This is a genomic window from [Micrococcus luteus] ATCC 49442, from assembly GCF_010367585.1.
GTDB classification, from domain to species: Bacteria; Actinomycetota; Actinomycetes; order Actinomycetales; family Micrococcaceae; genus Arthrobacter; species Arthrobacter luteus_A.
In genome coordinates, this window is the sequence record NZ_JAAAXP010000001.1 from 4,728,720 (window position 1) to 4,753,805 (window position 25,086).

The 25,086-nt window shown below is 65.2% G+C and carries 25 protein-coding genes and 1 pseudogene; 13 read left to right on the forward strand and 13 right to left on the reverse strand.

The features are described from left to right. Positions 1 to 871 precede the first annotated feature (871 nt). The gene (locus GUV69_RS21595) at positions 872 to 1,114 is read right to left on the reverse strand and encodes a putative acetyltransferase (protein ID WP_244292576.1); all 243 of its coding nucleotides are present in this window, start codon (positions 1,112 to 1,114) and stop codon (positions 872 to 874) included. Positions 1,115 to 1,249: 135 nt separating this feature from the next. On the opposite strand from GUV69_RS21595, the gene fdxA reads away from it, so the two are divergent. From fdxA to GUV69_RS21610, 3 genes are all read left to right on the forward strand, one after another. Next, complete coding sequence (gene fdxA / locus GUV69_RS21600) at positions 1,250 to 1,576, forward strand: ferredoxin (RefSeq protein ID WP_013601705.1); 327 nt, start codon at positions 1,250 to 1,252, stop codon at positions 1,574 to 1,576. 13 nt (positions 1,577 to 1,589) lie between these two features. Beyond that, positions 1,590 to 2,726, forward strand: coding sequence for a succinyldiaminopimelate transaminase (gene dapC / locus GUV69_RS21605; RefSeq protein WP_280113730.1), 1,137 nt, complete (start codon positions 1,590 to 1,592; stop codon positions 2,724 to 2,726). A gap of 229 nt (positions 2,727 to 2,955) precedes the next feature. Next, the gene (locus GUV69_RS21610; protein WP_164198747.1) at positions 2,956 to 4,242 is read left to right on the forward strand and encodes a citrate synthase; all 1,287 of its coding nucleotides are present in this window, start codon (positions 2,956 to 2,958) and stop codon (positions 4,240 to 4,242) included. Positions 4,243 to 4,309: 67 nt separating this feature from the next. Here the strand turns inward: GUV69_RS21610 and galE are convergent, their stop codons facing one another. Beyond that, complete coding sequence (gene galE, locus GUV69_RS21615; protein WP_164198748.1) at positions 4,310 to 5,323, reverse strand: UDP-glucose 4-epimerase GalE; 1,014 nt, start codon at positions 5,321 to 5,323, stop codon at positions 4,310 to 4,312. Between the two features lie 65 nt (positions 5,324 to 5,388). Here galE and GUV69_RS21620 point away from each other — a divergent pair, with 65 nt between their 5' ends. Further along, complete coding sequence (locus GUV69_RS21620; protein ID WP_164198749.1) at positions 5,389 to 6,000, forward strand: TetR/AcrR family transcriptional regulator; 612 nt, start codon at positions 5,389 to 5,391, stop codon at positions 5,998 to 6,000. Positions 6,001 to 6,093: 93 nt separating this feature from the next. Beyond that, positions 6,094 to 6,705 carry a hypothetical protein gene (locus GUV69_RS21625; RefSeq protein ID WP_164198750.1) on the forward strand — a complete coding sequence of 204 codons (612 nt, stop codon included), beginning with the start codon at positions 6,094 to 6,096 and terminating at the stop codon, positions 6,703 to 6,705. Positions 6,706 to 6,745: 40 nt separating this feature from the next. Here the strand turns inward: GUV69_RS21625 and GUV69_RS21630 are convergent, their stop codons facing one another. Then, entirely contained in the window at positions 6,746 to 7,570 is an 825-nt protein-coding gene (locus tag GUV69_RS21630) for a transglycosylase SLT domain-containing protein (RefSeq protein WP_431197121.1), read from the reverse strand. Between the two features lie 40 nt (positions 7,571 to 7,610). Then, positions 7,611 to 8,639 carry a 2,3,4,5-tetrahydropyridine-2,6-dicarboxylate N-succinyltransferase gene (dapD, locus tag GUV69_RS21635; protein WP_164198752.1) on the reverse strand — a complete coding sequence of 343 codons (1,029 nt, stop codon included), beginning with the start codon at positions 8,637 to 8,639 and terminating at the stop codon, positions 7,611 to 7,613. Between the two features lie 51 nt (positions 8,640 to 8,690). On the opposite strand from dapD, the gene dapE reads away from it, so the two are divergent. The 3 genes from dapE to GUV69_RS21650 all read left to right on the forward strand — a co-directional run bounded on the left by dapE (position 8,691) and on the right by GUV69_RS21650 (position 12,498). Further along, positions 8,691 to 9,827: a succinyl-diaminopimelate desuccinylase gene (gene dapE, locus GUV69_RS21640; protein WP_164198753.1), complete on the forward strand. Its 1,137-nt coding sequence runs from the start codon at positions 8,691 to 8,693 to the stop codon at positions 9,825 to 9,827. A 318-nt stretch (positions 9,828 to 10,145) separates the two neighbouring features. Further along, on the forward strand, positions 10,146 to 11,423 hold the full coding sequence (locus GUV69_RS21645) for an Nramp family divalent metal transporter (protein WP_164198754.1): 1,278 nt from the start codon (positions 10,146 to 10,148) through the stop codon (positions 11,421 to 11,423). Positions 11,424 to 11,454: 31 nt separating this feature from the next. Continuing rightward, positions 11,455 to 12,498: an L-idonate 5-dehydrogenase gene (locus GUV69_RS21650; protein ID WP_164198755.1), complete on the forward strand. Its 1,044-nt coding sequence runs from the start codon at positions 11,455 to 11,457 to the stop codon at positions 12,496 to 12,498. 75 nt (positions 12,499 to 12,573) lie between these two features. On the opposite strand, the gene GUV69_RS21655 is transcribed toward GUV69_RS21650, so the two are convergent. The 8 genes and pseudogenes from GUV69_RS21655 to GUV69_RS21690 form a co-directional block, all read right to left on the reverse strand. Next, positions 12,574 to 13,431, reverse strand: a complete 858-nt coding sequence (locus tag GUV69_RS21655) for an amino acid ABC transporter permease (protein WP_164198756.1) — start codon at positions 13,429 to 13,431, stop codon at positions 12,574 to 12,576. After that, entirely contained in the window at positions 13,428 to 14,078 is a 651-nt protein-coding gene (locus tag GUV69_RS21660) for an amino acid ABC transporter permease (RefSeq protein ID WP_164198757.1), read from the reverse strand. Before GUV69_RS21660 ends, GUV69_RS21655 begins: the two co-directional genes overlap by 4 nt. A 107-nt stretch (positions 14,079 to 14,185) precedes the next feature. Then, a complete protein-coding gene (locus GUV69_RS21665; protein ID WP_164198758.1) occupies positions 14,186 to 15,073 on the reverse strand; it encodes a glutamate ABC transporter substrate-binding protein in 888 nt (295 codons plus the stop codon). A gap of 72 nt (positions 15,074 to 15,145) precedes the next feature. Beyond that, positions 15,146 to 15,433: pseudogene (locus GUV69_RS21670) on the reverse strand (AAA family ATPase); the annotation flags it as partial. Beyond that, positions 15,415 to 15,996 carry an RraA family protein gene (locus tag GUV69_RS21675; protein WP_164206055.1) on the reverse strand — a complete coding sequence of 194 codons (582 nt, stop codon included), beginning with the start codon at positions 15,994 to 15,996 and terminating at the stop codon, positions 15,415 to 15,417. The gene GUV69_RS21675 and the pseudogene GUV69_RS21670, both read right to left, overlap by 19 nt. Before the next feature lie 37 nt (positions 15,997 to 16,033). Then, positions 16,034 to 17,038 (reverse strand): tripartite tricarboxylate transporter substrate binding protein, encoded by a 1,005-nt coding sequence (locus GUV69_RS21680; protein WP_164201925.1) that lies wholly within the window; start codon positions 17,036 to 17,038, stop codon positions 16,034 to 16,036. A 53-nt stretch (positions 17,039 to 17,091) separates the two neighbouring features. After that, positions 17,092 to 18,594 carry a tripartite tricarboxylate transporter permease gene (locus GUV69_RS21685; protein WP_164201927.1) on the reverse strand — a complete coding sequence of 501 codons (1,503 nt, stop codon included), beginning with the start codon at positions 18,592 to 18,594 and terminating at the stop codon, positions 17,092 to 17,094. Positions 18,595 to 18,596: 2 nt separating this feature from the next. After that, positions 18,597 to 19,100 carry a tripartite tricarboxylate transporter TctB family protein gene (locus tag GUV69_RS21690; RefSeq protein WP_164201929.1) on the reverse strand — a complete coding sequence of 168 codons (504 nt, stop codon included), beginning with the start codon at positions 19,098 to 19,100 and terminating at the stop codon, positions 18,597 to 18,599. Positions 19,101 to 19,218: 118 nt separating this feature from the next. On the opposite strand from GUV69_RS21690, the gene GUV69_RS21695 reads away from it, so the two are divergent. Continuing rightward, positions 19,219 to 20,022, forward strand: a complete 804-nt coding sequence (locus GUV69_RS21695) for an IclR family transcriptional regulator (RefSeq protein WP_373458744.1) — start codon at positions 19,219 to 19,221, stop codon at positions 20,020 to 20,022. Here GUV69_RS21695 and GUV69_RS21700 read toward each other — a convergent pair. Continuing rightward, positions 20,019 to 21,476 carry an FAD-dependent monooxygenase gene (locus GUV69_RS21700; protein WP_164201931.1) on the reverse strand — a complete coding sequence of 486 codons (1,458 nt, stop codon included), beginning with the start codon at positions 21,474 to 21,476 and terminating at the stop codon, positions 20,019 to 20,021. The genes GUV69_RS21695 and GUV69_RS21700 overlap by 4 nt on opposite strands. 415 nt (positions 21,477 to 21,891) lie before the next feature. Here GUV69_RS21700 and rsgA point away from each other — a divergent pair, with 415 nt between their 5' ends. The 4 genes from rsgA to GUV69_RS21720 form a co-directional block, all read left to right on the forward strand. Next, complete coding sequence (gene rsgA / locus GUV69_RS21705; RefSeq protein WP_164201933.1) at positions 21,892 to 23,046, forward strand: ribosome small subunit-dependent GTPase A; 1,155 nt, start codon at positions 21,892 to 21,894, stop codon at positions 23,044 to 23,046. Between the two features lie 242 nt (positions 23,047 to 23,288). Beyond that, positions 23,289 to 23,831 (forward strand): hypothetical protein, encoded by a 543-nt coding sequence (locus GUV69_RS21710; RefSeq protein WP_164201935.1) that lies wholly within the window; start codon positions 23,289 to 23,291, stop codon positions 23,829 to 23,831. A 180-nt stretch (positions 23,832 to 24,011) separates the two neighbouring features. Continuing rightward, positions 24,012 to 24,443 carry a LexA family protein gene (locus GUV69_RS21715; RefSeq protein ID WP_164201937.1) on the forward strand — a complete coding sequence of 144 codons (432 nt, stop codon included), beginning with the start codon at positions 24,012 to 24,014 and terminating at the stop codon, positions 24,441 to 24,443. Continuing rightward, positions 24,436 to 25,086: Y-family DNA polymerase (locus GUV69_RS21720; protein WP_488759621.1), on the forward strand; the 651-nt coding region annotated here is incomplete at its 3' end. The genes GUV69_RS21715 and GUV69_RS21720, both read left to right, overlap by 8 nt.

Genomic DNA, 25,086 nt, shown 5'->3' on the forward strand with positions numbered 1-25,086 from the left:
GCAGTATGCAACCATGCGAACCCTTACCGATGCGCTGGCTGCCCTGGGTGGCGTCGCCAGTTCCAGTTCATTGCGGCAGGCCGGAGTCTCCCGCCGGAACATTGAAGCCGGCGTGCTCGATGCGTCGGTCCAACGGGTGGCCCGGGGCGTTTATGCGCTGCCCGACGCAGCGCCCTGGCGCATCCACGCCGGGCGCCATTACGCCGTCCCAGGCTGCGTCACGGCTGCAGCGGAAGCGGGGTTGTGGGTTGTCCGGGCTCCCCACATGCCGCATCTGGCCGCACGGCACGGCAGGCCCCTAGCTGGATGCGTGGTCCATCGAAGCAACATTCCGTTGACGTCCCTGGATATTGTGTGCCAAACGCTCCGCTGCCTGCCGCCGCTTGAGGCCTTGACCATCGCGGAATCTGCGGTGAAGAAGGGGCTGGTTCAACTTCCGGCCCTCAGGGAACGGTTTCCGGCGCTACGTGAAAAGAGCATTCTGGGCCTGGTGGCAAGGATCCGGCCTCAATCCGGGTCCATAATCGAGACGATGGCCCGGTATCTGTTGGAAGAAGCGGGGCTCACGGTCGAGCTGCAGGTCAACATTCCGGGGATGGGCCACCTGGACCTTCTCGTTGATGGGCTGCTGGGTATTGAGACGGACGGATATGCCCACCACAGCACGCGGTCAGCGTACAGGGAGGACAGGCGGCGATGGAACGTTACCGTTGTCCGTGGTTTCCCCACGCTCAGGGTGACCTTCGAGATGCTGGTCAGCCAGCCGGGGAGTTCGTGCGGATGGTGCATCAGGCCCTTGCAACGTACCGCTCTGCGCGTTGACACCCCCGCTCCGTGTGCCCGGGAGGTCCCTGCGCAGCGACCGGCGCCGCTACTGCGCAGACGGGCGGCGCCGCTTGGGGGCGGGCGGGACTTCCTTCGCGGCGACCACGAGGTCCAGGGGGATCACGACGTCGGCCTTCCGCGTCCTGACTGTGCACTCGCCGTCGTCCGTGGCCACCAGATGGCCCACAGCGTCTGTCAGCCCGCCGTCGATCCGGTAGCGGACCACAACCCGGGTTCCGGGCGTGGCGGCGGCCAGGAATTCGCGGGGCGTAGGCTGGGCGGGACTCACCAGTTCATACTAAGGCGGCCCGCTAGGTTCGCGGGAACGGGCTGGGGGATAATAAGCTCAGAAGTCAACAGTCCGGATTATGTGCCGGATTCAAGTGCCGGCGGTCGCCGGAAACAACGTGGAGAGGCAAGGGACGTGACGTACGTAATCGCGCAGCCGTGTGTAGATGTCAAGGACAAGGCATGTATTGAGGAGTGCCCGGTCGACTGCATCTACGAGGGTGAGCGTTCGCTGTACATCCACCCCGATGAGTGCGTCGACTGTGGTGCCTGCGAGCCTGTGTGCCCGGTTGAGGCCATCTACTACGAAGATGACACTCCCGAGGAATGGGCCGATTACTACAAGGCCAACGTCGAATTCTTCGATGACCTGGGCTCACCCGGCGGCGCCGCGAAGATTGGCAACACGGGCAAGGACCACCCGATGATTGCCGCCCTGCCGCCGCAGAACCAAGACCACTGAGCCGGGCAACCCGGTGACCTCTTTTGGCCTGAGCCTGCCCGATTATCCGTGGGAGGCCATGGCCCCGTACCTCGCCAAGGCTTCCGAGTATCCTGGCGGGGCGGTCAACCTCTCCATCGGCACGCCTGTGGACCCTACGCCGGCCCTGATCCAGGAGGCCCTCAAAGCCGCCGCTGACGCGCCCGGATACCCTACGGTGCACGGTACGGCCGGGCTGCGGGAAGCCATTGCGGCGTGGTTCGACCGCCGCCGTGGTGTCCCCGGCCTGGACCCGAAGAACGTGATGCCGACAGTTGGTTCCAAGGAACTGGTGGCGTGGCTGCCGCTCCTGCTCGGACTTAAGCCGGGCGACGTTGTGGTCCGCCCCAAGGTGGCGTACCCCACCTATGACATCGGGGCAACGCTGGCCGGTGCCACGTCCGTGGCCACTGACCACCTGGACGAGCTCGACGCCGACACCCGCGCCAGGGTGCGCCTCATCTGGGTCAACTCCCCGGGGAACCCCACCGGAAGCGTACGCGACGTTGAGTCGCTCAAGACGCTGGTGGCGCAGGCACGCGAACTCGGCGCGGTGGTGGCATCGGATGAGTGCTACGCCGAGCTCGGCTGGGGTGCCTGGGACGTGCAGCGCGGAGGCGATCCGGTTCCCAGCGTCCTGGATCCCCGTGTTGCCGGCGACTCCCAAGAAGGCCTGCTGGCGGTTTATTCGCTCAGCAAGCAGTCCAACGTTGCGGGCTACCGTGCAGCCTTCGTTGCCGGCGACCCCGCCATCATGGCCAACCTCGTGAACAGCCGCAAGCACGCCGGCATGATTGTGCCGTACCCTGTCCAGGAAGCCATGCGCGTTGCGCTGGGCGACGACACCCATGTCCTGGCCCAGAAGGACCTTTACAGGGGACGGCGTGAACGACTGGTGCCCGCGCTGCAGCGCTTCGGTCTGGAAATCAAGGATTCCGACGCCGGACTCTACCTCTGGTGCACCGCCGGGGAAGGCACGTGGGAAACCGTGGCCCGGTTGGCGGACCTTGGCATTGTGGTGGGACCGGGCGTCTTTTATGGCGAAACCGGCAACGGTTACGTGCGCGTCGCCCTCACCGGAACCGACGAGCGGATTGACGCGGCAGTGGCCCGGCTGGCCGCAGCGCCGTAACAATCGTGTGACTCGTACCACAAACGCCCTGTTTTGTGGGGACTTCGACGGCCGCCGATTAGTGACACCTGCCATGGGGACGGTACTTTTTAAGTGACTATCAATGGTGGCTTTCTACAAGAAGGCAGCCCGTGCGTTGGAATCCTGAAGGAACAGGACCCGTGCGCGGCTCACCGGATGTTGGATCAAGCTTTCGACAGAGGCCCAGACGCCTCATGAAGGGGACTCCATGACTGAGACCAACAACAGCGCAACCCTGCACCATGCAGGGGGCGAGCTCAAGCTCCCGCGCATCCAGGTTGTTGAAGGAAACGAAGGCTACGACGTTTCCAAGCTCCTGAAGCAGACGGGCGCAGTCACCTTTGACCCCGGCTTCATGAACACCGCAGCAACCACCTCTGCGATCACCTACATCGACGGCGATGCGGGCATCCTGCGCTACCGCGGGTATCCCATCGAGCAGTTGGCGCAGCACTCCAGCTTCCTCGAAGTTTCCTACCTCCTGATCTACGGCAACCTGCCCAGCCCCACGGAGCTGGAAGAGTTCGACCAGAAGATCCGCCGCCACACCCTGCTGCACGAGGAGCTCAAGGGCTTCTTCAGCGGCTTCCCGCGCGACGCCCACCCGATGCCTGTGCTGTCGTCGGCCGTGTCGGCCCTGTCCACGTTCTACCAGGACTCCCTGGACCCGTTCAACGCCGAGCAGGTGGAAGTTTCCACCATCCGCCTCATGGCCAAGATGCCGGTCATCGCTGCCTATGCGCACAAGAAGTCCATCGGCCAGCCGATGCTGTACCCGGACAACTCCCACAACCTCGTGGAAAACTTCATGCGCCTCAGCTTCGGCCTGCCGGCAGAGCAGTACGAGGTGGACCCGGTAATTGCCAAGGCCCTGGACCTGCTGCTGATCCTTCACGCGGACCACGAGCAGAACTGCTCCACCTCCACGGTGCGCCTGGTGGGCTCCTCCAACGCGAACCTCTTCGCCTCGGTCTCCGCCGGCATCAACGCCCTCTTCGGCCCCGCCCACGGCGGCGCCAACGAAGCGGTCCTCAAGATGCTCCGCCAGATCCAGGCCGACGGCACCAAGCCCGAGGATTACATGGAGAAGGTCAAGAACAAGGAAGACGGCGTCCGTCTCATGGGCTTCGGACACCGCGTCTACAAGAACTACGATCCGCGCGCCAAGATCGTCAAGGCCACGGCCCACGAGATCCTCAGCAAGCTCGGCGGCAACGACGAACTCCTGGAGATCGCCCTGCGCCTGGAAGAGAAGGCGCTGAACGATGACTACTTCATCCAGCGCAAGCTCTACCCGAACGTGGACTTCTACACCGGCTTGATCTACAAGGCCATGGGCTTCCCGGAGAAGATGTTCACCGTGCTGTTTGCCATCGGCCGCCTGCCGGGCTGGATCGCCCAGTGGCGTGAAATGATCAGCGATCCCAACACCAAGATCGGCCGCCCGCGCCAGCTCTACATCGGCGAGCCGGAGCGCGACTACCCGGTCCGCTGACCTGATCTGATTGACTCGACGGCGGCCGGTCACCTTCTTCGCGAAGGTGGCCGGCCGCTGTCGTGCTTCAGGCGTTGTAGCCCTGGGGGTTGTTTTTCTGCCAGCGCCAGTGGTCCTCGCACATTTCGTCAACGGTCTTGGTGGTGGACCAGCTGAGGTCTGCCAGGGCCGACGTGGCGTCCGCCCAGAAGGCCGGGAGGTCACCGGCGCGGCGTTCGGTGATCTCGTAGGGGATGGGCTGTCCCACGGCCTTCTCGAAGGACCGCAGGACCTCCAGGACGGAGGAGCCCTTGCCGGACCCAAGGTTCCACCGGAAGACGCCGGTGCGGTCCGCGACGTGGTTCAGTGCGGCGACGTGGCCTTCGGCGAGGTCGACGACGTGGATGTAGTCGCGCAGGCACGTTCCGTCAGGAGTGTCGTAGTCGCCGCCGAACACCATCAGCTTTTCGCGGCGCCCAACGGCCACCTGCGCGATGAACGGCACCAGGTTGTTGGGGATGCCCTGGGGATCCTCGCCGATGCGGCCGGACGGGTGAGCGCCCACGGGATTGAAGTAGCGCAGCAGGGCGATGTGCCAGCGGCTGTCCGCGGCGCCCAGGTCCGCAAGGATGTCCTCGATCTGTTCCTTGGTGCGGCCGTACGGGTTGTTGGCGCCGATTTCCATTTTCTCCACATAGGGGACGGGGTTGTGCTCGCCGTAGACGGTGGCGGAGGAGCTGAAGACGATGGAACGAACGTCATGGCGGTCCATGACCCGGATCAGGATCAGCGTGCCCACGAGGTTGTTGTAGTAGTACTTGAGCGGTTCGCGCACGGACTCGCCCACGGCTTTGAGGCCGGCGAAGTGGATGACGGCGTCGATCGACTGACCGGCGAACACTTTTTCCACCGCGGCCTCGTCCACGAGGTCCACGTTGTGGAAGTCGGCGGTCTTGCCGCTGAGCTCGGCAACACGCCGCAGCGATTCTTCGCTGGAGTTCACCAGATTGTCGATCACCACAACGTCGTGACCGGCTTCCTGCAGGGACAAAACAGTGTGCGAGCCGATGTACCCGGTGCCACCTGTGACCAGAATTTTCATGCCTCCCACGCTATCCCAATTCCGCCGATGGATAGATTCCAGCACGGGTGTGCTAAATAATAAGGGTGCCCAAAATTGTTGATGCCGTAGCCCGCCGTGCCGAGATTGTTGATGCTGTCTTCCGGATCATTGCCGTGGACGGGCTGGAACGGGCGTCCCTGCGCGAGGTGGCCGATGAGGCCGGGCTGGCCGTCGGTTCCGTCCGGCACTATTTTGCCGGCAGTGACGAGCTGCTCAGGTTCTCCTTCGCCGCCGTGGTGGACCGGATCCTGGCACGGCTCACCGCAGCCCTGCCGGACATGGCGGCGAGCGAAACGGGATCGGACGCCCGGCACAACGCTGTTTTAACTCTCCTGGGTGAATTCCTGCCGCTGGACGAAGAGCGCGCCGTGGACGCGTGTGTCTGGATGGCCTTCAAGAACGCCGCCAGGATCCGGCCCTTCCTCGCGGCCGAAGCCGACCGCAGCCACCGCGAGGTGGCCGCCGTCGTCGGACAGGTTATTACGGCTCTGGTGAGGGACGACGGCGACGGGCAGCAGTCGCTGACGATCGAAGCAGAGCGGCTGCTGGCAACGCTGGACGGACTCTGCATGCACGCACTTCTGCAGCCCGAATGGATGACCGCGCAGATGTGCCATGATGTGCTGGACCGGCACCTCAGGAGCCTTGCCGCCTGACATTACCGTCCGCTGGCAACGGGAATAGACTGGGAGCCGGGGGAGCGGACCGGCCAACCAAGCCGGTCCAGGCAGGCCACAGGAGGAGATGGAATGCACAACACAGGTGGTTCCGGCTGGCAGATCACCACGGACACGTCCGGACCCCTGATGATCGCGCTGTTCGTCCGCGACGCGGCAGGTCTCGACGGCGCGGGCCACCCAGCACTTTCGCATGCGGCGCCCAAAGTCCGCCACGCCGACCATTCGCACCTCACCGCCGACGTCGGCGGAGTCAGCGCACTGAAAACGGAATGGGAGGCCTGGTGGGAACAGCTGCTCAAGGCGCATCCCCAGACGTCACCGGAACTGTCCCCGCCGGACTTTGAAGCCTTCGGCAATTCCCCGGCCCTCCAGCGCGTCCTGCAGGCGCACTTCGGTTCCGCCCTGACGTGGGCACGGGAGCGCCGCAGCGAATACGCGCGGCTGGAGGCTGAACGCATCGCGAGCGGCTCGGACCAGCTGCTGGGCGACATGGTGGACGACCGGCTGATGGAGATTGGCCGGGAGGCACGGGACTTTAACCTGACCATCATTGAGCTGCCGCTGAATGAACAGCGGGCGTGGTACCTGGAGCCGGACAAGATCATCATGAGCCACAACCTGATGTCCCAGCCGGAGCTCTTCCGCAGCTACGTCCAGCCGGTGGTGGAAATCCTCGCCTGAGGAGGCTGTGGGCAACGCGCCGGGCAGCGGGTCAGCTGGTTCAGTCCCCGGTGCCCGCAGGCGCCAGTGTAATCCGGACCTGGCCTTCCGGCGCGTCCGACGCCTGCCACCCACCCTGATCCTCCCGGAGCCAGCTCCGGCCGGCAACGTCCACCTGCGTCACGGCCAGATCCTTGGCGTTGGCAACGGCCCAGTGCGCCACGGACCAGGCCTGGCTGCCGCCGGCCTCAACAACCAGCGAGTCGCCGTCCGGGAAAGTCCCCAGCGCTCCGTAGGCCTGGGCCAGTTCCGCTCCGACGCTGCCGGGCTGGCCCGCTTCCTGCGGTGCACGCAGTGTGCACTCCATCGCTTCCGGCGTTTGGCCGGACAGTGCGGAAGCGAACGCGCGGCCCATCACCTCGTGCTGGGCGTAGGCGGTGGGGAACGCCGAGCGCTGGACGCGCTGGGCGGCGTCGGTGATCTCCAAAGTCTCATAGCCGGGAATCTTGACCAGGGCATCGTAAAAGGCGTTGGCGGCGTAGTACGGATCCATGACCTGTTCCGTGGTTCCCCACCCCTGCGACGGGCGCTGCTGGAACAGGCCGCGGGAATCCGGCCCGGCCAGGTCTCCGTGGTCTATGTTGCGCAGCTTGGATTCCTGCATGGCCGTCGCCAGGGCGATGCTGGCGGCCCGCGGCGGAAGCCCGCGCTGAACGGCCACCGCCGTGATCAGCGACGCGTTAGCCGCCTGGTCCGTTGCGAGTTCCGCGTGCTGCGTCCCGACGTCGGCTGTGCAGCGCCCCGTCACGAGGGTTTCGGAGCGCTGCACAAACGCCATCACCGTATAGACGGCGCCGGCCAGCAGAGCCAGGGTAAGCAGGAGCACGGTGGCGCGCCGGAAACCACGTCCACGTGCTGCCAACGGGTTAGTTGGCGTGGAGGGCGTCGTTGAGTTCCACGGTCTGGCCCTTGCGGGGCAGGGCTTCGACGGCTCCCGTGGTGGAGTTGCGGCGGAAGAGGAGGTTGGGCACACCGGACAGTTCTGCTGCCTTGACGATTTTGGTGGTGTCCTCGCCTACTTCGTCCTTGGGGCCGGGAACCCGCACGCGCGTGCCGGCGGTGACGTAAAGGCCGGCCTCCACCACGGAGTCGTCCCCGATGCTGATGCCGACGCCGGAGTTGGCGCCGAGCAGGACCCGCTCACCCACGGCGATGCGCTCCTTGCCGCCTCCGGACAGGGTGCCCATGATGGAGGCGCCGCCGCCCACATCGCTGCCGTCGCCGGTGACGACGCCGGCGGAGATGCGGCCTTCCACCATGGAGGTGCCCAGGGTGCCGGCGTTGAAGTTCACAAAACCTTCGTGCATCACGGTGGTGCCTTCGGCGAGGTGGGCACCCAGGCGGACGCGGTCGGCGTCGGCAATCCGGACGCCGGAGGGCACAACGTAGTCCACCATGCGGGGGAACTTGTCGATCCCGTAGACAGTGACGGCGCCGCGGCGGCGCAGCCTGGCGCGCGTCAGTTCGAAGCCTTCAACAGCGGCAGGGCCGAAGTTGGTCCAGACCACGTTGGGGAGCTGGCCGAAGATGCCGTCCAGGTTAATGGTGTTGGGCCGGGCCAGGCGGTGCGAGAGGAGGTGCAGGCGAAGGTAGGCGTCGGCGGTGTCTGCCGGGGCCTCGTCGAGGTTGATCTGGACGAAGACCACCTTCTGCTCGGTGCCGCGGTCCGCGTCGGCGCCCTCTTCGGCAAGCTGGAGGAGCGTCGCGTCCGCGTTCTCCACGGCCCGCAGGCTTTCGGCCGCGATGCCCAGTGCCGGCGCCGGGAACCAGACGTCCAGGACGGTGGCTTCTCCGCCGGCAGCGGCGATGGTGGCCAGGCCGAAGCCGTAGGCGGAGCGGTCTTCGGAGGTTGCGTTCTGGTCTTCGGGCACGGCGGAAGTAGCGGTCTCAGTCATGCCCTCCAGTCTAGCGAGAGCCGGGGGCAGGGTTCGAACTAGACTGGCAACGTGACTGCCGAGACCGCCCCTGAACCAACCGCCGCGACGTTGAACCTGCGCCAGGACGTTGCCATGCTGACCGCCGCGCTGATGGACATCAACAGTGTGTCCGGGAATGAGACGGAGCTGGCGGACGCCGTTGACGCCGCCCTTCGGGCCATTCCGCAGCTCCGGGTGGTCCGCGACGGCGACTCAATCATCGCGCGCACCGAGCTGGGGCGGGCGGAACGAGTCATCCTTGCCGGGCACCTGGACACGGTCCCGCTGCCCGCAACGGAAGGCGCACGCGGCACCGTACCTTCCACCTGGGCGTCCGGCACGCCGGGGGAGGGTGTCCTCTATGGGCGCGGCGCCACGGACATGAAGGGCGGCGTCGCAGTCCAGCTCGCGCTGGCGGCCACAATGTTCGACGACGGCGCGTCGCCGGTGCGGGACGTCACCTTCGTGTTTTACGACCATGAGGAAGTGGAGGCCGTGAAGAGCGGGCTGGGCCGCCTGGTCCGCAGCCACGGCCACCTGCTGGACGGCGACTTCGCCATTCTCCTGGAACCGACGCACGGCACCGTTGAAGGCGGCTGCAACGGCACCAGCCGCTTCGAAGCCACCACCGTGGGGGAGGCCGCACATTCCGCCCGGGCGTGGATGGGCAGCAACGCCATCCACGCCGCCGCACCCATCCTGGCCAGGCTGGCGGCCTACGAACCCCGGACCGTCAACGTGGACGGCCTCGATTACCGGGAGAGCCTCAACGCGGTGAAGATCAATGGAGGCACGGCCGGCAACGTCATACCGGACCGCTGCGTGGTGGAGATCAACTACCGTTTCGCGCCGGATAAGTCCCCGGACCAGGCCGAAGCCCACGTCCGGGAACTGCTCGAAGGCTTTGATGTCGTCCGCACGGATGCTGCGGCCGGCGCGCGCCCGGGACTCAACCACCCCGCGGCGGCGTCATTCGTGGCCGCCGTGGGAGCCGAGCCCAAACCGAAATACGGCTGGACCGACGTCGCGCGGTTCAGCGAACTGGGAATCCCGGCGGTGAACTTCGGCCCCGGTGATCCGCTGCTGGCGCACAAGGACGAGGAACACGTCGACGCCGAAGCCATCCGGGAGTGCCTGCGGGCCCTGCGGAGCTGGCTCGCCGCCTGACCCGGGGGCCCTCCGGGCACGGCAATCTCAACACTTGTGGCAATCGGTTGTCAAAGTTGCCAAAGATCCTATTACACTAGCGAAGGCTTAAGGGCGCCTCATAGACGAGGTGCCCACCTCCGGCACTTCTCTGCTGCGGTGAGCCGTCCACTTCCGGCTGGTGCAGCCAGCTCGTTTCATAGGACCCGTATGTCAATAACAACGTCCGGCCCGGCCCACGCCACCAGCGAGATCGCCGATCCGTACGCGCTGGATCCATAGGATATCCAGGAGCCTCCCACAACATGGCGGGGCCGCTTCAAATTCCTCGGACCCGGAATGATCACATCGGCTGCTGTGGTGGGCTCCGGTGAACTCCTCACGGCAACCGCGCTTGGAGCCCAGGCCGGCTTCATGCTGCTGTGGCTGGTCCTCATCTCCACGTTCATCAAGGTCTGGGTTCAGATTGAGTTGGGCCGCCGGTCCATCTCCACTGGCAAGGTGGCCGTGACCGGCTACAACGAGGTGCCGCCCAAGATCGCCAAGCGCGGCTGGATGGCTTGGCTGGTGCTGCTGATGTTCGTTCAGTTCCTTACCAGCCAGGCAGGCGTGATCAGTGCTTCGGCCTTCGCGTTCTCCTCGCTGCTGCCCATCGGAGGCGAGCCCTACTCGTTCCTCTCCATCGGATGCTGGGTGGCCATCCTGGTGGTGATCGCAATCGCGATCCACCTGACCAACAGGTACACCGTCGTCGAGGGCGTCTCAACCTTGCTGGTGTTCCTCGTTACTGCCTTTGCAGTGGTTATGCTGTTCTCCCTGCAGGGCACCGAATTCAGCTGGAACATGGCCGACCTGGGCGACGGCATGCGTTTCCAGATCGCCTTGGGTTCGATGGGTATTGCGCTGTCCATGTTCGGCCTCACCGGCGTGGGTGCCGGAGAAATCACCGCCTACACATACTGGTGCGTTGAAAAGGGCTACGCCGCCTGGTCGGGCAAGAATGACGGGTCCGAGGCGTGGGCCAACCGTGCCCGTGGCTGGATTGCCGTGATGAAGCTCGACGCCTGGGTTTCCTGGGTTGTCTACACGGTCTCCACTGCTGCCTTCTACATGCTCGGGGCGGCTGTCCTGCACCCGCAGGGCATCGTGCCCAAGGGCGATGCTGTCATGAGCACCATTGCCAGTATTTTCTCCAGTACTGTGGGCCAGTGGGGCGCCGTGGTGTTCCTGGTCGGCGCCGGCATCGCACTGTTCAAAACCATTGTTGCCAATGTGCCGAGCCTTGGGCGTCAGGTTGGCAACACCCTGGCTGTGTTCGGTGCCTTTGACTGGAGCAACCAGAAACAGCGTGACCGCTGGATGCGCGTGATCATGATCGTGCTGCCCGTTGTGTGGGGACTCTTCGGAACTGTTGTTTCCTCGCCCCTTGCCCTTGTGGTCCTCGCAGGTATCCTCAACGCCGTGTTCCTGATGGGCGTCGCGGCGGCCACGATCTACCTCTCCCGCGTCCAAACCGATCCCCGGGTGAAGGACGGAAAGCCGTTCACTGTCATGCTCATCCTCAGCGCAGCGGCCATCTTCTTCGTCGGCGTTATGGGCCTGGTCAACATATTCTGATTCGCCGGCAGGCGCAGGGAGGACAACAGGCATGCAGGCAGTTGTAGTGCACGGCAAGGACGACCTACGGGTCGAAGAAATCGCGGAGCCCGATTGCGGACCCGGCGAGGTGCTCATTGCGATGGAATGGGGCGGCATTTGTGGCTCCGATATCGCGTATTGGAGGCACGGCGCCTCAGGCACTGCGGTTCTGCGCGACCCGCTAGTGCTGGGCCATGAGGTAGCCGGCAGGATCGCCGCCATCGGAACAGAAGCGGCGTCGGAACTGGCCCGCCAGGGGATCGGGATCGGCGCACCGGTAACGGTGCATCCGGCAACCTTGGTGGGCGACCACCAGGTGCCGGCCGAAACCGCCCACCGAAGCAACCTCTGGCCCGAGGTACGCTACCTTGGCTCCGCCGCGTTCGCGCCGCACGAGCAGGGCGGATTCAGTCGCTACCGCGCCGTTCGCCCCGGGCAACTGCGCGTAGTTCCGGACGGCGTCAGCCTCAAGCAGGCAGCCCTCGCCGAGCCGTTTGGTGTAGCACTGCACGCCCTGGCGCGTGCCGGTGACGTGACCGGCAGGACAGTGTTGGTCAACGGGTGCGGACCTATCGGTGCCCTGGCCGTTGCGGCGGCCAAAGCTGGCGGTGCTGCCCACGTGGTGGCCTCGGACCTGTCCGCCGCTGCGCTGGGGATCGCCCGCCGGATGGGTGCCGACGCCACAGTGAACCCGGCCGATGGCGGTGTCCTCCCGGCCGACGTCGACGTCGCCATCGAGGCCTCCGGAGCACCACGCGCGCTGGGCGGCGTCATCGCTGCCGTCCGGCGCGGCGGCGTTCTGGTCCAGGTGGGTAACCTCCCTGCGGGCGAGGTCAACGCTGCCCTGGGCAATATCGTGACGCGGGAGATTGACTACCGGGGATCGTACCGGTTTGTCGACGAAATCTCCGCTGCCCTGGAGCTCATGGCCGGTGGTGTGGATGTCTCCCCACTGATGACACATGAGGTATCGCTCGTGGACGCGCTGGCTGGCTTTGAGATCGCTGCGGACCGGACTTCCGGATCCTCGAAGGTCATGATCCGCCTCGGCTGACGCCGGGCCTGCGGGGAAACCACAAGGGGTCCGCAGCCTTGCGGCTGCGGACCCCTTGTTGTGTGTTGGATAGTGCTACTTGGGTTCCCGGACTTCCGGCAGCTCCGGGGCAACGACGGCGGTTGGAGCCTTGGCAACACCGCCGGCAGCCTTCGTGGAGCCGCGGCGTTCGATCCAGACCGCGATCCGTGAAACACAGATGTTGATCGCAATGTAGATCGCGGCGGCGACGAAGAAGATGGGGAACAGGAACGCGTTCCCCAGGAAGTCCGCCATCACCTGGACCGCGCGAAGCAGCTCACCGTAGGCCACGATGTAACCCAGCGAGGTGTCCTTCAGGAGAACCACCAGCTGGGCAACCAGTGACGGCATCATCCGGCGCACAGCCTGCGGCAGTTCGATCAGCATCCGGGACTGGAAGCTGGTCAGGCCGATGGTCAGGCCGGCTTCACGTTGTCCCTTCGGCAGTGACTGGATGCCCGCGCGGATGATTTCCGCGAAGATGGCCGCGTTGTAAAGGACCAGCCCGGCGATCACCGCGACGAACGAGCTGGTGCCGAACACCAGCAGGACAAAGAGCATCATGAGGACAACCGGCATGCCGCGCAGGAACTCGAGGACCACCCGGGTGGGGATCCGGATCCAGGCCACAAGGGAGATGCGCAGGAGGCAGAGCATCAGGCCGAGCGGAAAGGCAATCACTGCAGCAATGGCGGCGGCGCTGAGGGTTGCCCCGATGCCGTTTCCGAGCAGCATCCAGACATCGCCCCGGGTGAAGATGGCCCAGCGGCGGCCTTCGAAGATGCCCTGCTGGGCAAGGGTCATGATGATAAACACCAACAGGCCGAGGATCACCACCGTGCCAATGATGGAACCGATCAGCGAAACCCGGCGGGCCTTGGGGCCCGGGACGTCGTAGAGGACTGAAGTCATCGGGCAATCGCCACCTTTCGTTCCACCGTGCTGGCCAGGATGCCCAGCGGAACGGTGAGGAGCAGATAGAAGAACGCCACGCCCAGCAGTACAGCCATGACCTGGTCGCCGTTGGCATTGGCCATCTGGCGGCCGTAGCCGAACAGCTCAAGGACGAAGAACGCGCCCGCGACGGAGGAGTTCTTTACCAGGGCAATGAGGATGTTGATCAGCGGCGGAATCACCGTCCGCAGGGCCTGCGGGAGGATGATGAGTGAAAGCACCTGGCCAAACTTCATGCCAATGCTTCGCGCTGCTTCCGCCTGGCCGATCGGCACGCTGTTGACACCGGAGCGGACAGCTTCTGCGATGAAGGCCGCGGTATATGCGCTGAGGGCGATGATGGCGGCGACCTCGAACTGTTCGAAGGTCACGCCGAGCCGAGGCAGGACGATAGCCGCGAAGAAGAAGGCGATGGTCAGGGGCGTGTTCCGCAGGACTTCCACGTAAACCATGCTGAACCCGCGCAGGGCCGCGACGGGGGAGACGCGGGCGGCGGCCAGAAGGGTTCCGACGATCAGGGCGATAATCCCGGAGACGACAGACAGGAAAAGAGTGCGGAGAAGGCCTTCCCAATACAGGGGGAGGTTTTCGAGAATGACTTCCATAGGATCCTTCGGCTCTGGGCGTAGAGGGTCGAAAAACAGGCTGGCGGTTTCCGGGGGAGGCACTGTGCACCTTGTCCCCGGAAACCGCCGTTGCTACCCGGTGTTAGTTAGTAGCGGTTGATGGCGGGAAGCTCAGGGGCGGTCTTGATGACCGAACCTGCAGTGGCTTCCCAGGCCTTCTTGTAGGACCCGTCCTTCGCGAATTCCTCGAGCTGGTCGTTGATCCAGTTACGGAATTCCGTGTCATCCTTCTTCAGGCCGATGCCGTAGGGCTCCTTGGTGAAGGTTTCATCCGAGGCCAGCTTGAAGGCCTCCGGCTCCTTGTCCACAAAACCGGCCAGGATCACGTTGTCCGTGGTGATGGCTTCAACCTGCTTGTTGCGCAGCGGCTCAAGGCACGCGGAGTAGGTTGCGGCCGGAACAAGCTCCGCACCGTACTTGTCCACGATGGTGGCTGCCGGGGTGGAGCCGGTCACGGAGCAGACCTTCTTGCCCGCAACGTCTTCAGGCTTGGTGATGGAGGTGTTGTCCTTGTTCACCATCAGCGCCTGCCCGGCTTCGTAGTACGGCCCGGCGAAGCTGACAACCTGCTTGCGCTTGTCGTTGATGGTGTACGTGGCGATCACCAGGTCAACCTTGCCCTGCTCGATGAAGGGTTCGCGGTTGGCGGAGACCGTTTCGGACCACTCGATCTTGTCCGCTGCAATACCAAGCTTGGCGGCGATGAGCTTGCCCATCTCGACGTCGAAGCCGACCGGCTTGCCGTCCAGGCCAACCTGGCCGAAGAGCGGCTGATCGTACTTGGTGCCAATCTTGATGGTGCCGGCAGAGGCCAGCTTCTCCATGGTGGTGCCTGCGGCGAATGTCGGCTTGTCGGCCACGGTGGGGTTGTCGGTGGCGCCCGGCGTGCCGCCGCCACAGGCGCTCAGGGACAGTGCAAGGGCGGCGGTAGCCGCCACGAAGAACGACTTCCGGCGGGTCATAAATGCCTTCATGACATTCCTTTCATTGATTGGCCGTGGGTCACGGCCAGGATGCGAACTGGAGTGTGTGTTCGGTAAGGGGAATCAGTGCGTGAGCAGCTTGGAGAGGAAGTCCTTGGCACGGTCACTCTTGGGGTTGGTAAAAAATTCCTCGGGCTTGGCGTCTTCCACGATCTGGCCGTCGGCCATAAAGACCACCCGGTCGGCGGCTTTCCGCGCGAAGCCCATCTCGTGCGTGACCACCACCATGGTCATGCCTTCCTTGGCCAGCTGGATCATGACATCAAGGACCTCGTTGATCATCTCGGGGTCGAGGGCAGACGTGGGCTCATCGAAAAGCATGACCTTTGGCTTCATGGCCAGGGCGCGGGATCGGCTACTGCCGCTGCCTGCTCCCGGGGGATGACAACAAGACCGTCGGAGTCACCGATGATGATGTCTCCGGGAAGCACGGGGACTCCGCCGAAGGAGATCGGCGTCGCCAGGCGGAACGGACCGTTTTTGTAGGGTCCGGCCGGTGTGGTGGCACGGGCGAAGACCGGCATGCCTATTTCAGCGAGGGCTTCGGCGTCGCGGGCCGCGCCGTCGAGGGCGAACCCCGCGATGCCCAGGTTGATGGCCCGTTCTCCGATGAGCTCCCCGAGCAGGGCGCGGGATTCGTCCCCGCCGCCGGCGACCACGATGACGTCTCCCGGCCGGGCCAGCTCCAGGGCCTTGTGAATACCTTGGTTGTCGCCCGGTCGAGTCCAGACTGTGAAGGCCGGCCCGGCGATCCGGGCGCCGGGCCAGACGGCCTGGATCGCGGAGTGCGCGACGCCGAGGCGGTCCACGGCATCGCCGATGTTGGCGGCGGGAAGCTTGGCGAGGCGTTCCACAACGTCTGTGTCGGGCCGGGGAAAATCAGCGTCAATGGTCTCAAGTGCTGGCGTTGTCATGATGAGTTCTTCCGTCGGTGAATGAATGCGGGCGGGGTTAGTCTTTTTTGGAAACCAGCGGCAGGACCTTCTTGAAGTCTTCTTCCTGGCCGGCCCAGAACTGCTTGTAGTCAGCGCCGCTGAGGTAGCTGGTCTGCAGGCCGAGGTCATTCATCTTCTGCACCACGGCAGGGTCTTCGATGGCTTTCTGGATGGCGGCTTCGAGCTTCTTGGCCACTTCTTCCGGCAGTCCTGCCGGGGCGGAGTAGCCGCGCGCCGTACCGGCTTCGAGGTCGTAGCCCGACTCCTTGAACGTGGGCACGTCCGGCAGTGAGGGTGCGCGTTCTGAGGTCATGACGCCCAGGACCCGTGCCTTGCCCTGCTTGGTGAGGTCGTTTACGTCGCTGACGTTGGCCACGAGGATGTCCACGTGCTTGCCGAGGAACGCGGTGGTTGCCTGGGACGCGCCCTCGGAGAAGTGGACCGGGGCGAATTCGGAACCTGTTGCTTCCTGGATCTGGGCCAATGCGAAGTGTTCACCCGTCTGCAGGCCGGTGGTGCTGGCCGTCATGGACTTCGGGTTGGCCTTTGCGGCGTCGAGGAGTTCCTTCAGCGTCTTGTAGGGGCTGTCGGGCTGTACGGCGATCACGGTGGGGTCGATGACCTGCCGGCCGAGCGGCTGGAAGCTGTCGCGGGTGTACTTGGCGCCGCGGGCGGGATCCAGCGGTGAAACGACCACTGACGGGGAGCCTGTCGCGCCGATGGTGTAACCGTCGGGCTTGGCGCTGGTCAGCTGGGTGTAGCCGATCTGGCCGCCGGCGCCGGGCTTATTGATGACCTCCACGTTGGTGCCGAGTTCCTTTTCCAGGATCGGCTGGATGAGCCGGGCTGCGGTGTCGACGGCTCCGCCTGAGGAGAAGGCGACGACGAGATCGATGGACTTGCCCTTCTTCGGGAAGTCGTTGGCGGCAGCGGGGCCGGATCCGGCGTTGGCGCCGCAGCCGGTAAGGGCGATGAGGGTGGCTGCGGCGAGCGCAGCGGCGATGCGGGAGCGGGTAGTCATGGTTCTTCTCCTTTGAAGGGTGCTTTGGGGTTGTGCGAATGAGGGTGTGTTGTTTAGGTTTCGGGGTCTTCGTTGAGCGCCTTGGGCTTGCGGAGCTTGAGCAGCGGGCTGAAGACGATCAGGATGCCGAGGCCGATCAGGACCGCGGAGATGGGCCGGCTGGTGAAGATGCCGAAGTCACCCTGGGAGATCTCGAGCGACTCCCGCAGCGAGCGCTCCATGAGAGGGCCGAGGACCAGGGTCAGCACCATGGGTGCCAGCGGGATTTCCAGGTGACGAAGGGCGAGGCCGAGAAGACCGAACCCGATCATCACGAAGACGTCGAAGACGCTGAAGTTGATGGTGTAGGCGCCAATGACCATGAACAGCAGGATGAGGGCGGTCAGGATGGTTGACGGTACGCGGAGGATGGAAACCCACAGTCCCACCAGCGGAACGTTCAGCAGCAGCAGAATCAGGTTTCCGATGAACAGGCTGGCGATGATGGCCCAGGCGATTTCGGAGTTTTCGGTGAACAGGGTGGGGCCGGGGGTGAGTCCCTGCTGGAGGAAAGCACCCATGAGGACGGCAATCGTCGGGGACGCCGGGATGCCGAGCGTGAACAGCGGGATCAGTGCCGCGTTGGCGTGGGAGTTGTTGGCTGTTTCGGGGCCGGCAACGCCTTCGATGGCACCCTTGCCCAGCTCGTTGCGGTGGCGCGAGAACTTCTTCTCGGCGCCGTAGGCCAGGAGGGAGGAGACGGAGCCTGTCATCCCCGGGATGAGGCCCAGGCCGAAGCCGATGCCGGTACCGCGGGCCATGGCCGGTGCGCTGCGGCGCCATTCCTTGCCGGTGGGGAGCAGTGAACGAAGGTTCGGGGCGTGGACCCGGGCGGCCGCGGTGTCTTTGCGGTAGGACAGGAGTTCCGAGAGGCCAAAGACACCGACGATCACGGCGACGAAGCTGACGCCGTCCAGGAGCCGGTCCATGCCGAATGTGAACCGCGGGGCTCCGGCGACGGGGTCGATGCCGACCATGGCGATGAGCAGGCCGAGGGCACCGGAAATCACTGCCTTGACCATGGACTTGCCGGCGAGTGCAACGAGAAGCGAAATGCCCACAACCATCAGGGCGAAGAATTCCGGTGGTCCAACCAGCAGGCCCAGGTCCCCGAGGGGTTTGGCGGCGGCGACCAGGCCGATGGTAGCGATGGTTCCGCCGACGAAGGATCCGACGGCGGCGATGGTCAGCGCCGCCCCGGCCTTGCCGATCTTCGTCATGGCATAGCCGTCGATGGTGGTGATGGCTGACGCCGCTTCGCCTGGGGTGTTGAGCAGGACGCTGGTGATGGTTCCCCCGTAGGCGGTGCCGTAGAAGATGGCACACAGCATGATGATCGCGCCGGTCGCGTCCAGGTTCAGCGTGAGGGGGATAAGGAGGGCTACGCCGGCGACGGGGCCGATGCCCGGCAGGACACCGATGATGGTGCCGAGGAGGCAGCCCAGGAAGGCAAAGAGCAGATTCTGCCAGGTCATGGCGGCGGCGAAGCCGCCCATAAGTTCATTGAGGGTATCCACGTCTAGAGTCCGATCGTGTTCAGCAGGGGGAAGGCCGAGACGGGCAACGTCACGTTCAGGCCGTAGTTGAAGGCGTAGAACGCCCCGACGCTTCCGGCGAGGGCTGTGATCAGCGATGAGATCCAGGTCCTGCGGCCGCGCAGTTTCAGGTGGTACATGAGGAACAGGAACATACTCAGCTGGAAGCCGATCAGGTCCATAACGGCCGCAAGGACCGCCAGGCTCAGCACAACGGCGAGGACGAGTCCGCGGTCAACACCTTCCACCGTGTCGCTGGGGCTGCGCAGCTCCTGGACCAGCCAGACCGCCGCCATCGCAGCAAGGACCGCGCCCATCGCGAACGGGAACAGGCCGGGTCCGGGCCCGAGCGACGTCCAGAGGCCAAGGTCGGTTGAGCTGACCAGCACGTAGACACCGACGGCGGCGAAAGCGCCGATGCCCACCAGCACGGAGGGAGCCACTCGCGCGGCACTCCTGGGTTTCGTCTTGAGTGACTCCGTTGTCATCGGTTCCTTCTCACAGTCCGTTATTCATTTCATAGAATGAAACTATATTGCGTACAGAGAAATAGTGACAGCAGACACACATGCTGTCAAGTGCAAGGAAGTTACATAGAATGAAAGGATGACGACGGTGACCTCGACACATTCGGGCAGTTCCTCGGAGGACGGGCCCAAAGCCTCGAACATGAGGTCCCTCTCCCGGGCCATGGAAGTGTTCGCGGAACTCCAGCGCGCGGAGCGCCCCCAGCGGCTCAGCGACCTGGCAAGGACCTGCGGCATGAGCCTCCCCACCACATTGAGGATTTTGCGGGTGCTGCAGGACTTCGGGATGGTCAGCCAGACGGACAAGTCCTACCGGATCGGACCGGCGGTCCTGCCGGCGGCAAAGAGTTTTCTGGAAAACGATCCGTTGGCGGTTGCGGGGCGCCCGGTTCTGCAGCAGCTTGCCGCGCAGACCGGCATGTCCGTGTCACTGCATACCCGGCTGGGGTTCGAGCGGATCCTCGTGGCACGCGTTCAAGGCGAAGCGCCCATGCAGTACGACCTGCCTCTAGGTAAACGCCTGCCGCTTACTCGCGGCGCGGCAGGAAAAATCCTTATTGCGGGCGCCTCCGAGGCCGAGCTCAAGGAGGTTGTGGCGGCCGCAATCGCCTCCGGCCACGAGGAGCCGGGTTTCACGCTTGAGGAACTGCGGTCCAGGATGCCTGAACCGGGGTCTGACTATGCATACTCCGCCAACGAGCGCGTTACCGGAGTACTCTCCGTCGGCGTCGCCCTGACTAACCGCACAGGACGTCCGAACGAAGCCATGGCATTGAACAGCCCCGCAGAGGCCACGACCGAGGAGAAAATCAAAGCTGCCGTCCCCGAGCTCCGGCGCGCCGCCCGTAGGCTGTCCGAACTGCTCGAAGGCTCCGTCTACTAGGGCCGCGCAGGCCCGAACCATGTGGCCAGCGCATCCTCAAGCCCCGTTCTGGTCCCGTCTCCCGTCCACGCCACATACCCGTCCGGCCGGATCAGCACGGCGGCAGGGGCGCTGACCGCACCGATCACCGGAAGCTGCCACCCGCCGTCGTACGTTGCGTCCACCGCCTGCACCCGCCCCGCCCACGGCCCCGGGTCGATGCTGCCGGGCGCGCCGAGGTTGAGCAGCTCCGCACGGGCATGGTGCAGGAGGGTGAACACGCGCAGCGGACCGGCGGCGGTGACGACGTCGAGATCGGGCATGCGGCGGCCGAGCAGCGGGTGCCCCTCGCCGAAGTCGTAGCGGATGTCCAGTCCGGAAATGAGCCCGCCCAGCCGCTTCCGGGCCTCATCGATGTCCAGCAGGCCTGCCACGGTGTCGGCCAGCGCGCCGACGCGCGGATCGGCCCGCTGCATCACGGCCTGCGCCATGGTGTGCTTCAGCGCACGGGCCCCGGCGGAGTGCCGCTCGGCATGGTAAGTGTCAAGGAGGCTGTCCGGCGCGATTCCCCTGACCACCTGGGCGAGCTTCCAGCCGAGGTTCACGGCGTCCTGGATGCCGAGCCCGATCCCTTGTCCGCCCGACGGGGAATGGATGTGCGCGGCGTCCCCGGCCAGCAGCACCCGGCCGCTGCGGTAGGCCGCGGCCTGCCGGGTGGCGTCGCTGAACCGGGAGATCCAGGTCGGAGAATGGACGCCGAAGTCGGTGCTGTAGATGTCCTTCAGCGCCCTGCTCAGGTCAGCCAGCGTGGGCTCGGTGGCCGGTCCGATGTGCTTCTCCGTGACTACCACCCGCGTGGTCCGGCCGTCCTCCATGAGGGACAGCCCGTGGACCCCCACCTCATCGATGCGCATGCCCGCCGGAGTCTCCCCGGTCACCTCCACCTCGGCGATCAGGCTGCTCCTGGTCGCATCCCGGCCGGGGAACCCGATGCCGGCTGCCTTCCGGACAGCGCTGCGGCCTCCGTCGGCGCCCACCAGGTAGAGCGCCCGCATCATCTTCCCGTCGCTGAGATGCACCTCCACACCGCCGGCGTCCTGGTCAAAGCCGGTCACCTCACGTCCCCGGTGGACCGGCACACCCAGCTCCCCGATCCAGCCGGCCAGGATCCGCTCGATGTGGTTCTGCCACAGGCCGAGCGTGTACGGGTGCCGGCTGGGAAAGTCGCTCACATCCAGCTTGGTGGTCCCGAAGAACGCCGCCTGGACAGGTTTGCCCTCAGCGAGGAAGCGGTCCGCAATTCCGCGCTGATCGAGGATTTCGATGGTCCTGGAGTGGAACCCGCCCGCGCGCGAGCCCGCCAGCTCCGGCGTGGGGCGGCGCTCCGCAATCGCCACATCGATGCCCGCCAGCGCCAGTTCACCGGCCAGCATCATCCCGGTCGGGCCGCCGCCGGCAATGATCACGTCAACCATCAGACCCTGCCTTTCCACGCTTTTTTCCGTGCCCGCCCTGCGGCTGTTTCCCTGCGTGATGTCAGGGCGTATCCGAGCCAGTTTGCGGCATGTGGGGGGCCTTGCCGCAAGCCCCCGGACGCGCGTTACATTGGAACTGGAGGGGAACCATTACGGTCCGCTGCCGGCCTGCAGGAAACCTCTGGCGGATCGCACCGTCCGCAGCTACAGTAGGACCGGGCCGAAACCGGTCCCAACGCGGCAGAGGGAGGTGTTTTTGATGATTGTCACAGCCGTGCGCCCTGCGCGCTCCGCACCCGTCATCCAAAAACCTTCCCTGGACCGCACCGGCACCGCCTGACCTCATCAGCGGAGCGCCCGGAAACCCAAGGCCGTCAGCGGTCGGTGCGCGGGGACTTTCCCTTGAGGTTTCACAGTGAACTCTTCTTCAGGCAGCACCCTGAACAGCACCATCCCTGACCCCACAACACCAACCAGCGGCGGACCGAGCCTGTACGGCTTCACCCCGTCCGTCGCCCAACACTTCGCAAGCCATCCCCTCGCATCCGCCACCGCGCCCGGCCGGGTGGTCCGCGTGGACCGCAACCTGCTGGTTGTGGCGGTGGGCACCGACCTGCTGCACCTGCCCTACCCGCTTACCGGTGAAACGGCGGTGACCGGCGACTGGGTGTGGATCGGACCCAACCGGGCCGGCGAGCGCCAGATCCTGGGCGTCCTTCCGCGCCGCTCCGAACTCAGCCGCAAGCGCGCTTTCGAAGACTCCTCTGCCGCGCAGGTCCTGGCCGCCAACATGGACATGGTGGGCGTGGTGGTGCCCGTGGACCGGCCCCTCACGCACAACCGGCTGGAGCGGACACTTGTAGCCGCCTGGGATTCCGGCGCCACTCCCCTGGTGATCATCACCAAGGCGGACCTCGCCGCGGTGGCGGACGACGTCGTCGGGAAAGTGATCCTGCAGGCGGCGGGTGTGGACGTGGTCACCACCTCCGCGGAGACCCGCGACGGCATTGACGAACTGCTGGGACACATTCCGGCGGGAGGAACCATTGTCCTCCTGGGGCCGTCCGGCGCCGGGAAGTCCACGCTCATCAACGCCCTGGTGGGCCGCGACGTCCAGGACACCGGAGAGGTTCGGAGCGGTGACTTCAAGGGCAAGCACACCACCACCTCGCGCGAGCTGGTGCCGCTGCCCAACGGGACCGTCCTGATGGACACACCCGGCGTCCGCGGCTTCGGACTGTTTGACGCCGAGGACGGGATCGGCGAGATGTTCGGCGACGTGGAGGCGCTGGCGAGCGAATGCAGGTTCTCGGACTGCGCCCACCAGGGTGAGCCCGGGTGCGCCGTCCAGGCGGCGATCGATGACGGTCTGCTCGAGGAACGCCGCTGGCACAACTATCTGAAGATGCAGCGCGAACTGGCCGCCCTGGCCCGCCGGAGCGACACTGCCGCCCAGCGGGCCTACCAGCGGGAGTGGCACCAGAAGGTGGTGTCCGCCGGGAAGTCGCAACGGTGGGCGGAGCGAGAGACGGCCGAGCGGAGGGACCGGCCCGGACGCAAGCGCCGCTGATCTGGTGCGAGTGCGCAGGTGGCACCCCTACTACCCGCCCGTAGCGTAGCGCTGCGTTTTGCAGCAGGAGCATACTGGAAATGCCGCTCCATTCGTTGGACGATCTGCCGACCGGGCGGCTCATTCACCGGCAGTTCCCGGGGAACTCTGCCGGCATCCTGGCGAAGGTGGGCCTGCTCCCTTCCCGCGCTTCGCTTCCCTGAAACAGAAGATATTGGTCTCAGAGGGGTAGAAGATCAACGATGAATCGCACCAAGACGGGGCTACTGTCCATGGCCACCGCGGCAGTACTTGCTCTGGGACTCGCTCCCGGAACGGCGGTGGCCCATGGAGGATCCGGGCACGGGGATTCGGACCACAGCGACGACTGGCGGAACAATGACGATCAGCGCCGGCTGGTCAGGATCCTGCGCAACGTTACCGAGGACTACCGCTGGCTGAAGAACGCCAAGAAGGACGGCTACAAGCGAATCACTGAATGCATCGACAATCCCGACGGCGGGGCAATGGGCTACCACTACGCCAAGGAGGACCTGATCGATGACAAGACCCAGCCGCGAAAGCCTGAAGTCCTCGTGTACATGCCGAACCGGTCGGGCGAGTTCAGGCTGGTAGCCGTTGAGTTTATCTCGACGGCGACCGAGAAGCCGTCGATTGCCGGCGTCGACTTCGAAACCGGTCCGTTCGACAAGTCCTGGGCGCTCCACGCGTGGGTATGGAGGGACAATCCGGACGGCATGTTCGCAGCCTTCAACCCGGACCTGAGCTGCCCCACTAAGAAGTAACAGCCACTGTGGCCAGGCCCGTCGGGGGCGGCGGCGATGCCGTCAGAACATGATCCCCGCCCCCGATGCCGGCCGTGACCGGCATTGGCAGCCGCCTGCTGGAAGTAGAAGCAAAGCTCTTTTGTCGTCCCCTCGCGCTACACTGAATGAATCGAACATATATTCGAATAAAGGTGTGTTGTGGGCGTACTTATCGGGCCCCGCGTGATAGATGCGGGCGTCTCATTGCTGTCAGTTCTAATCTCCCCGGTTCCCGTGGCTGCGGGCTTTCCGTCGCCGGCGCAGGACTACTTTGACGGCCGGATCGACCTGAACGAGCACCTGATCAAGGACATCACCAGCACGTACGTGGTGCGGGTGTCCGGGGACTCGATGGAAGGCGCCGGGATCAGCGACGGCGATGAACTAATCGTGAACAGAGCGCTGGAACCACGGGACGGTTGCGTCGTGGTCGCGGTCTTGGATGGGGAACTCACGGTGAAGCGGCTGCGGATCACGCCCGCCGGCGTCGTGCTCCAGGCGGAGAACCCCCGCTATCCGGACATCCGGGTTCCCACCCTTAGTGAACTGACCATCTGGGGCGTGGCCACGCGGTGCCTGCACCATGTCTAAGCCGGCCCTGATGCGGCACATGCCGCAGATCGCGCACGTGGATGTGAACTGCTTCTACGCCTCCGCCGAACGGGCTTTCGACCCATCCTTGGAGGGCCGGCCCGTCGTGGTGCTGTCCAACAATGACGGCTGCGCGGTCACCCGTTCGCCGGAAGCCAAGGCGCTGGGCATCCCAGTCGGCGAGCCCTGGTTCAAGCTCGCCCCGCGGGCCAAGGAATGGGGGCTCGTTGCCCTGTCCAGCAACTACGAACTCTACGGCGATGTCAGTGCCCGGGTGATGGAACTGCTGGGCCGCTACTCGGCCTGGCTGGAGGTCTACAGCATCGACGAGGCGTTCCTCGGCGTCAAAGGCACGCCCGCCGAGCTGCTCGCCCTCGGCCGTGAGATGAAAACCGCTGTCCGGCGGAACGTCGGCGTGCCCGTCTGCGTCGGGATTGCCACCACGAAGACCCTCGCGAAGCTGGCCAACAAATGGGCGAAAAACAACCCGGCCTTCGGCGGAGTCTGCCACTGGGATTCCGTTCCGGCCGAGGACCGGGAAACGCTGATGAGCCGTCTTTCGGTCATCGAGATCTGGGGTGTGGCCACGCGGCTGACCAAACGGCTCAACGCCCGCGGCATCCATTCCATCCTGGACCTGTCC

Excerpts from the sequence above, each read along its gene's own strand:
- GUV69_RS21675 (WP_164206055.1), bottom strand. The coding sequence starts at position 15,996 with ATGACAACGCCAGCACTTGAGACCATTGACGCTGATTTTCCCCGGCCC.
- dapD (WP_164198752.1), bottom strand. The coding sequence starts at position 8,639 with ATGACTGAGACCGCTACTTCCGCCGTGCCCGAAGACCAGAACGCAACC.
- GUV69_RS21645 (WP_164198754.1), top strand. The coding sequence starts at position 10,146 with ATGATCACATCGGCTGCTGTGGTGGGCTCCGGTGAACTCCTCACGGCA.
- GUV69_RS21680 (WP_164201925.1), bottom strand. The coding sequence starts at position 17,038 with ATGACTACCCGCTCCCGCATCGCCGCTGCGCTCGCCGCAGCCACCCTC.
- GUV69_RS21610 (WP_164198747.1), top strand. The coding sequence starts at position 2,956 with ATGACTGAGACCAACAACAGCGCAACCCTGCACCATGCAGGGGGCGAG.
- GUV69_RS21650 (WP_164198755.1), top strand. The coding sequence starts at position 11,455 with ATGCAGGCAGTTGTAGTGCACGGCAAGGACGACCTACGGGTCGAAGAA.
- GUV69_RS21690 (WP_164201929.1), bottom strand. The coding sequence starts at position 19,100 with ATGACAACGGAGTCACTCAAGACGAAACCCAGGAGTGCCGCGCGAGTG.
- GUV69_RS21660 (WP_164198757.1), bottom strand. The coding sequence starts at position 14,078 with ATGGAAGTCATTCTCGAAAACCTCCCCCTGTATTGGGAAGGCCTTCTC.
- GUV69_RS21710 (WP_164201935.1), top strand. The coding sequence starts at position 23,289 with ATGAATCGCACCAAGACGGGGCTACTGTCCATGGCCACCGCGGCAGTA.
- GUV69_RS21700 (WP_164201931.1), bottom strand. The coding sequence starts at position 21,476 with ATGGTTGACGTGATCATTGCCGGCGGCGGCCCGACCGGGATGATGCTG.
- GUV69_RS21695 (WP_373458744.1), top strand. The coding sequence starts at position 19,219 with ATGACGACGGTGACCTCGACACATTCGGGCAGTTCCTCGGAGGACGGG.
- GUV69_RS21665 (WP_164198758.1), bottom strand. The coding sequence starts at position 15,073 with ATGAAGGCATTTATGACCCGCCGGAAGTCGTTCTTCGTGGCGGCTACC.
- GUV69_RS21625 (WP_164198750.1), top strand. The coding sequence starts at position 6,094 with ATGCACAACACAGGTGGTTCCGGCTGGCAGATCACCACGGACACGTCC.
- GUV69_RS21655 (WP_164198756.1), bottom strand. The coding sequence starts at position 13,431 with ATGACTTCAGTCCTCTACGACGTCCCGGGCCCCAAGGCCCGCCGGGTT.
- galE (WP_164198748.1), bottom strand. The coding sequence starts at position 5,323 with ATGAAAATTCTGGTCACAGGTGGCACCGGGTACATCGGCTCGCACACT.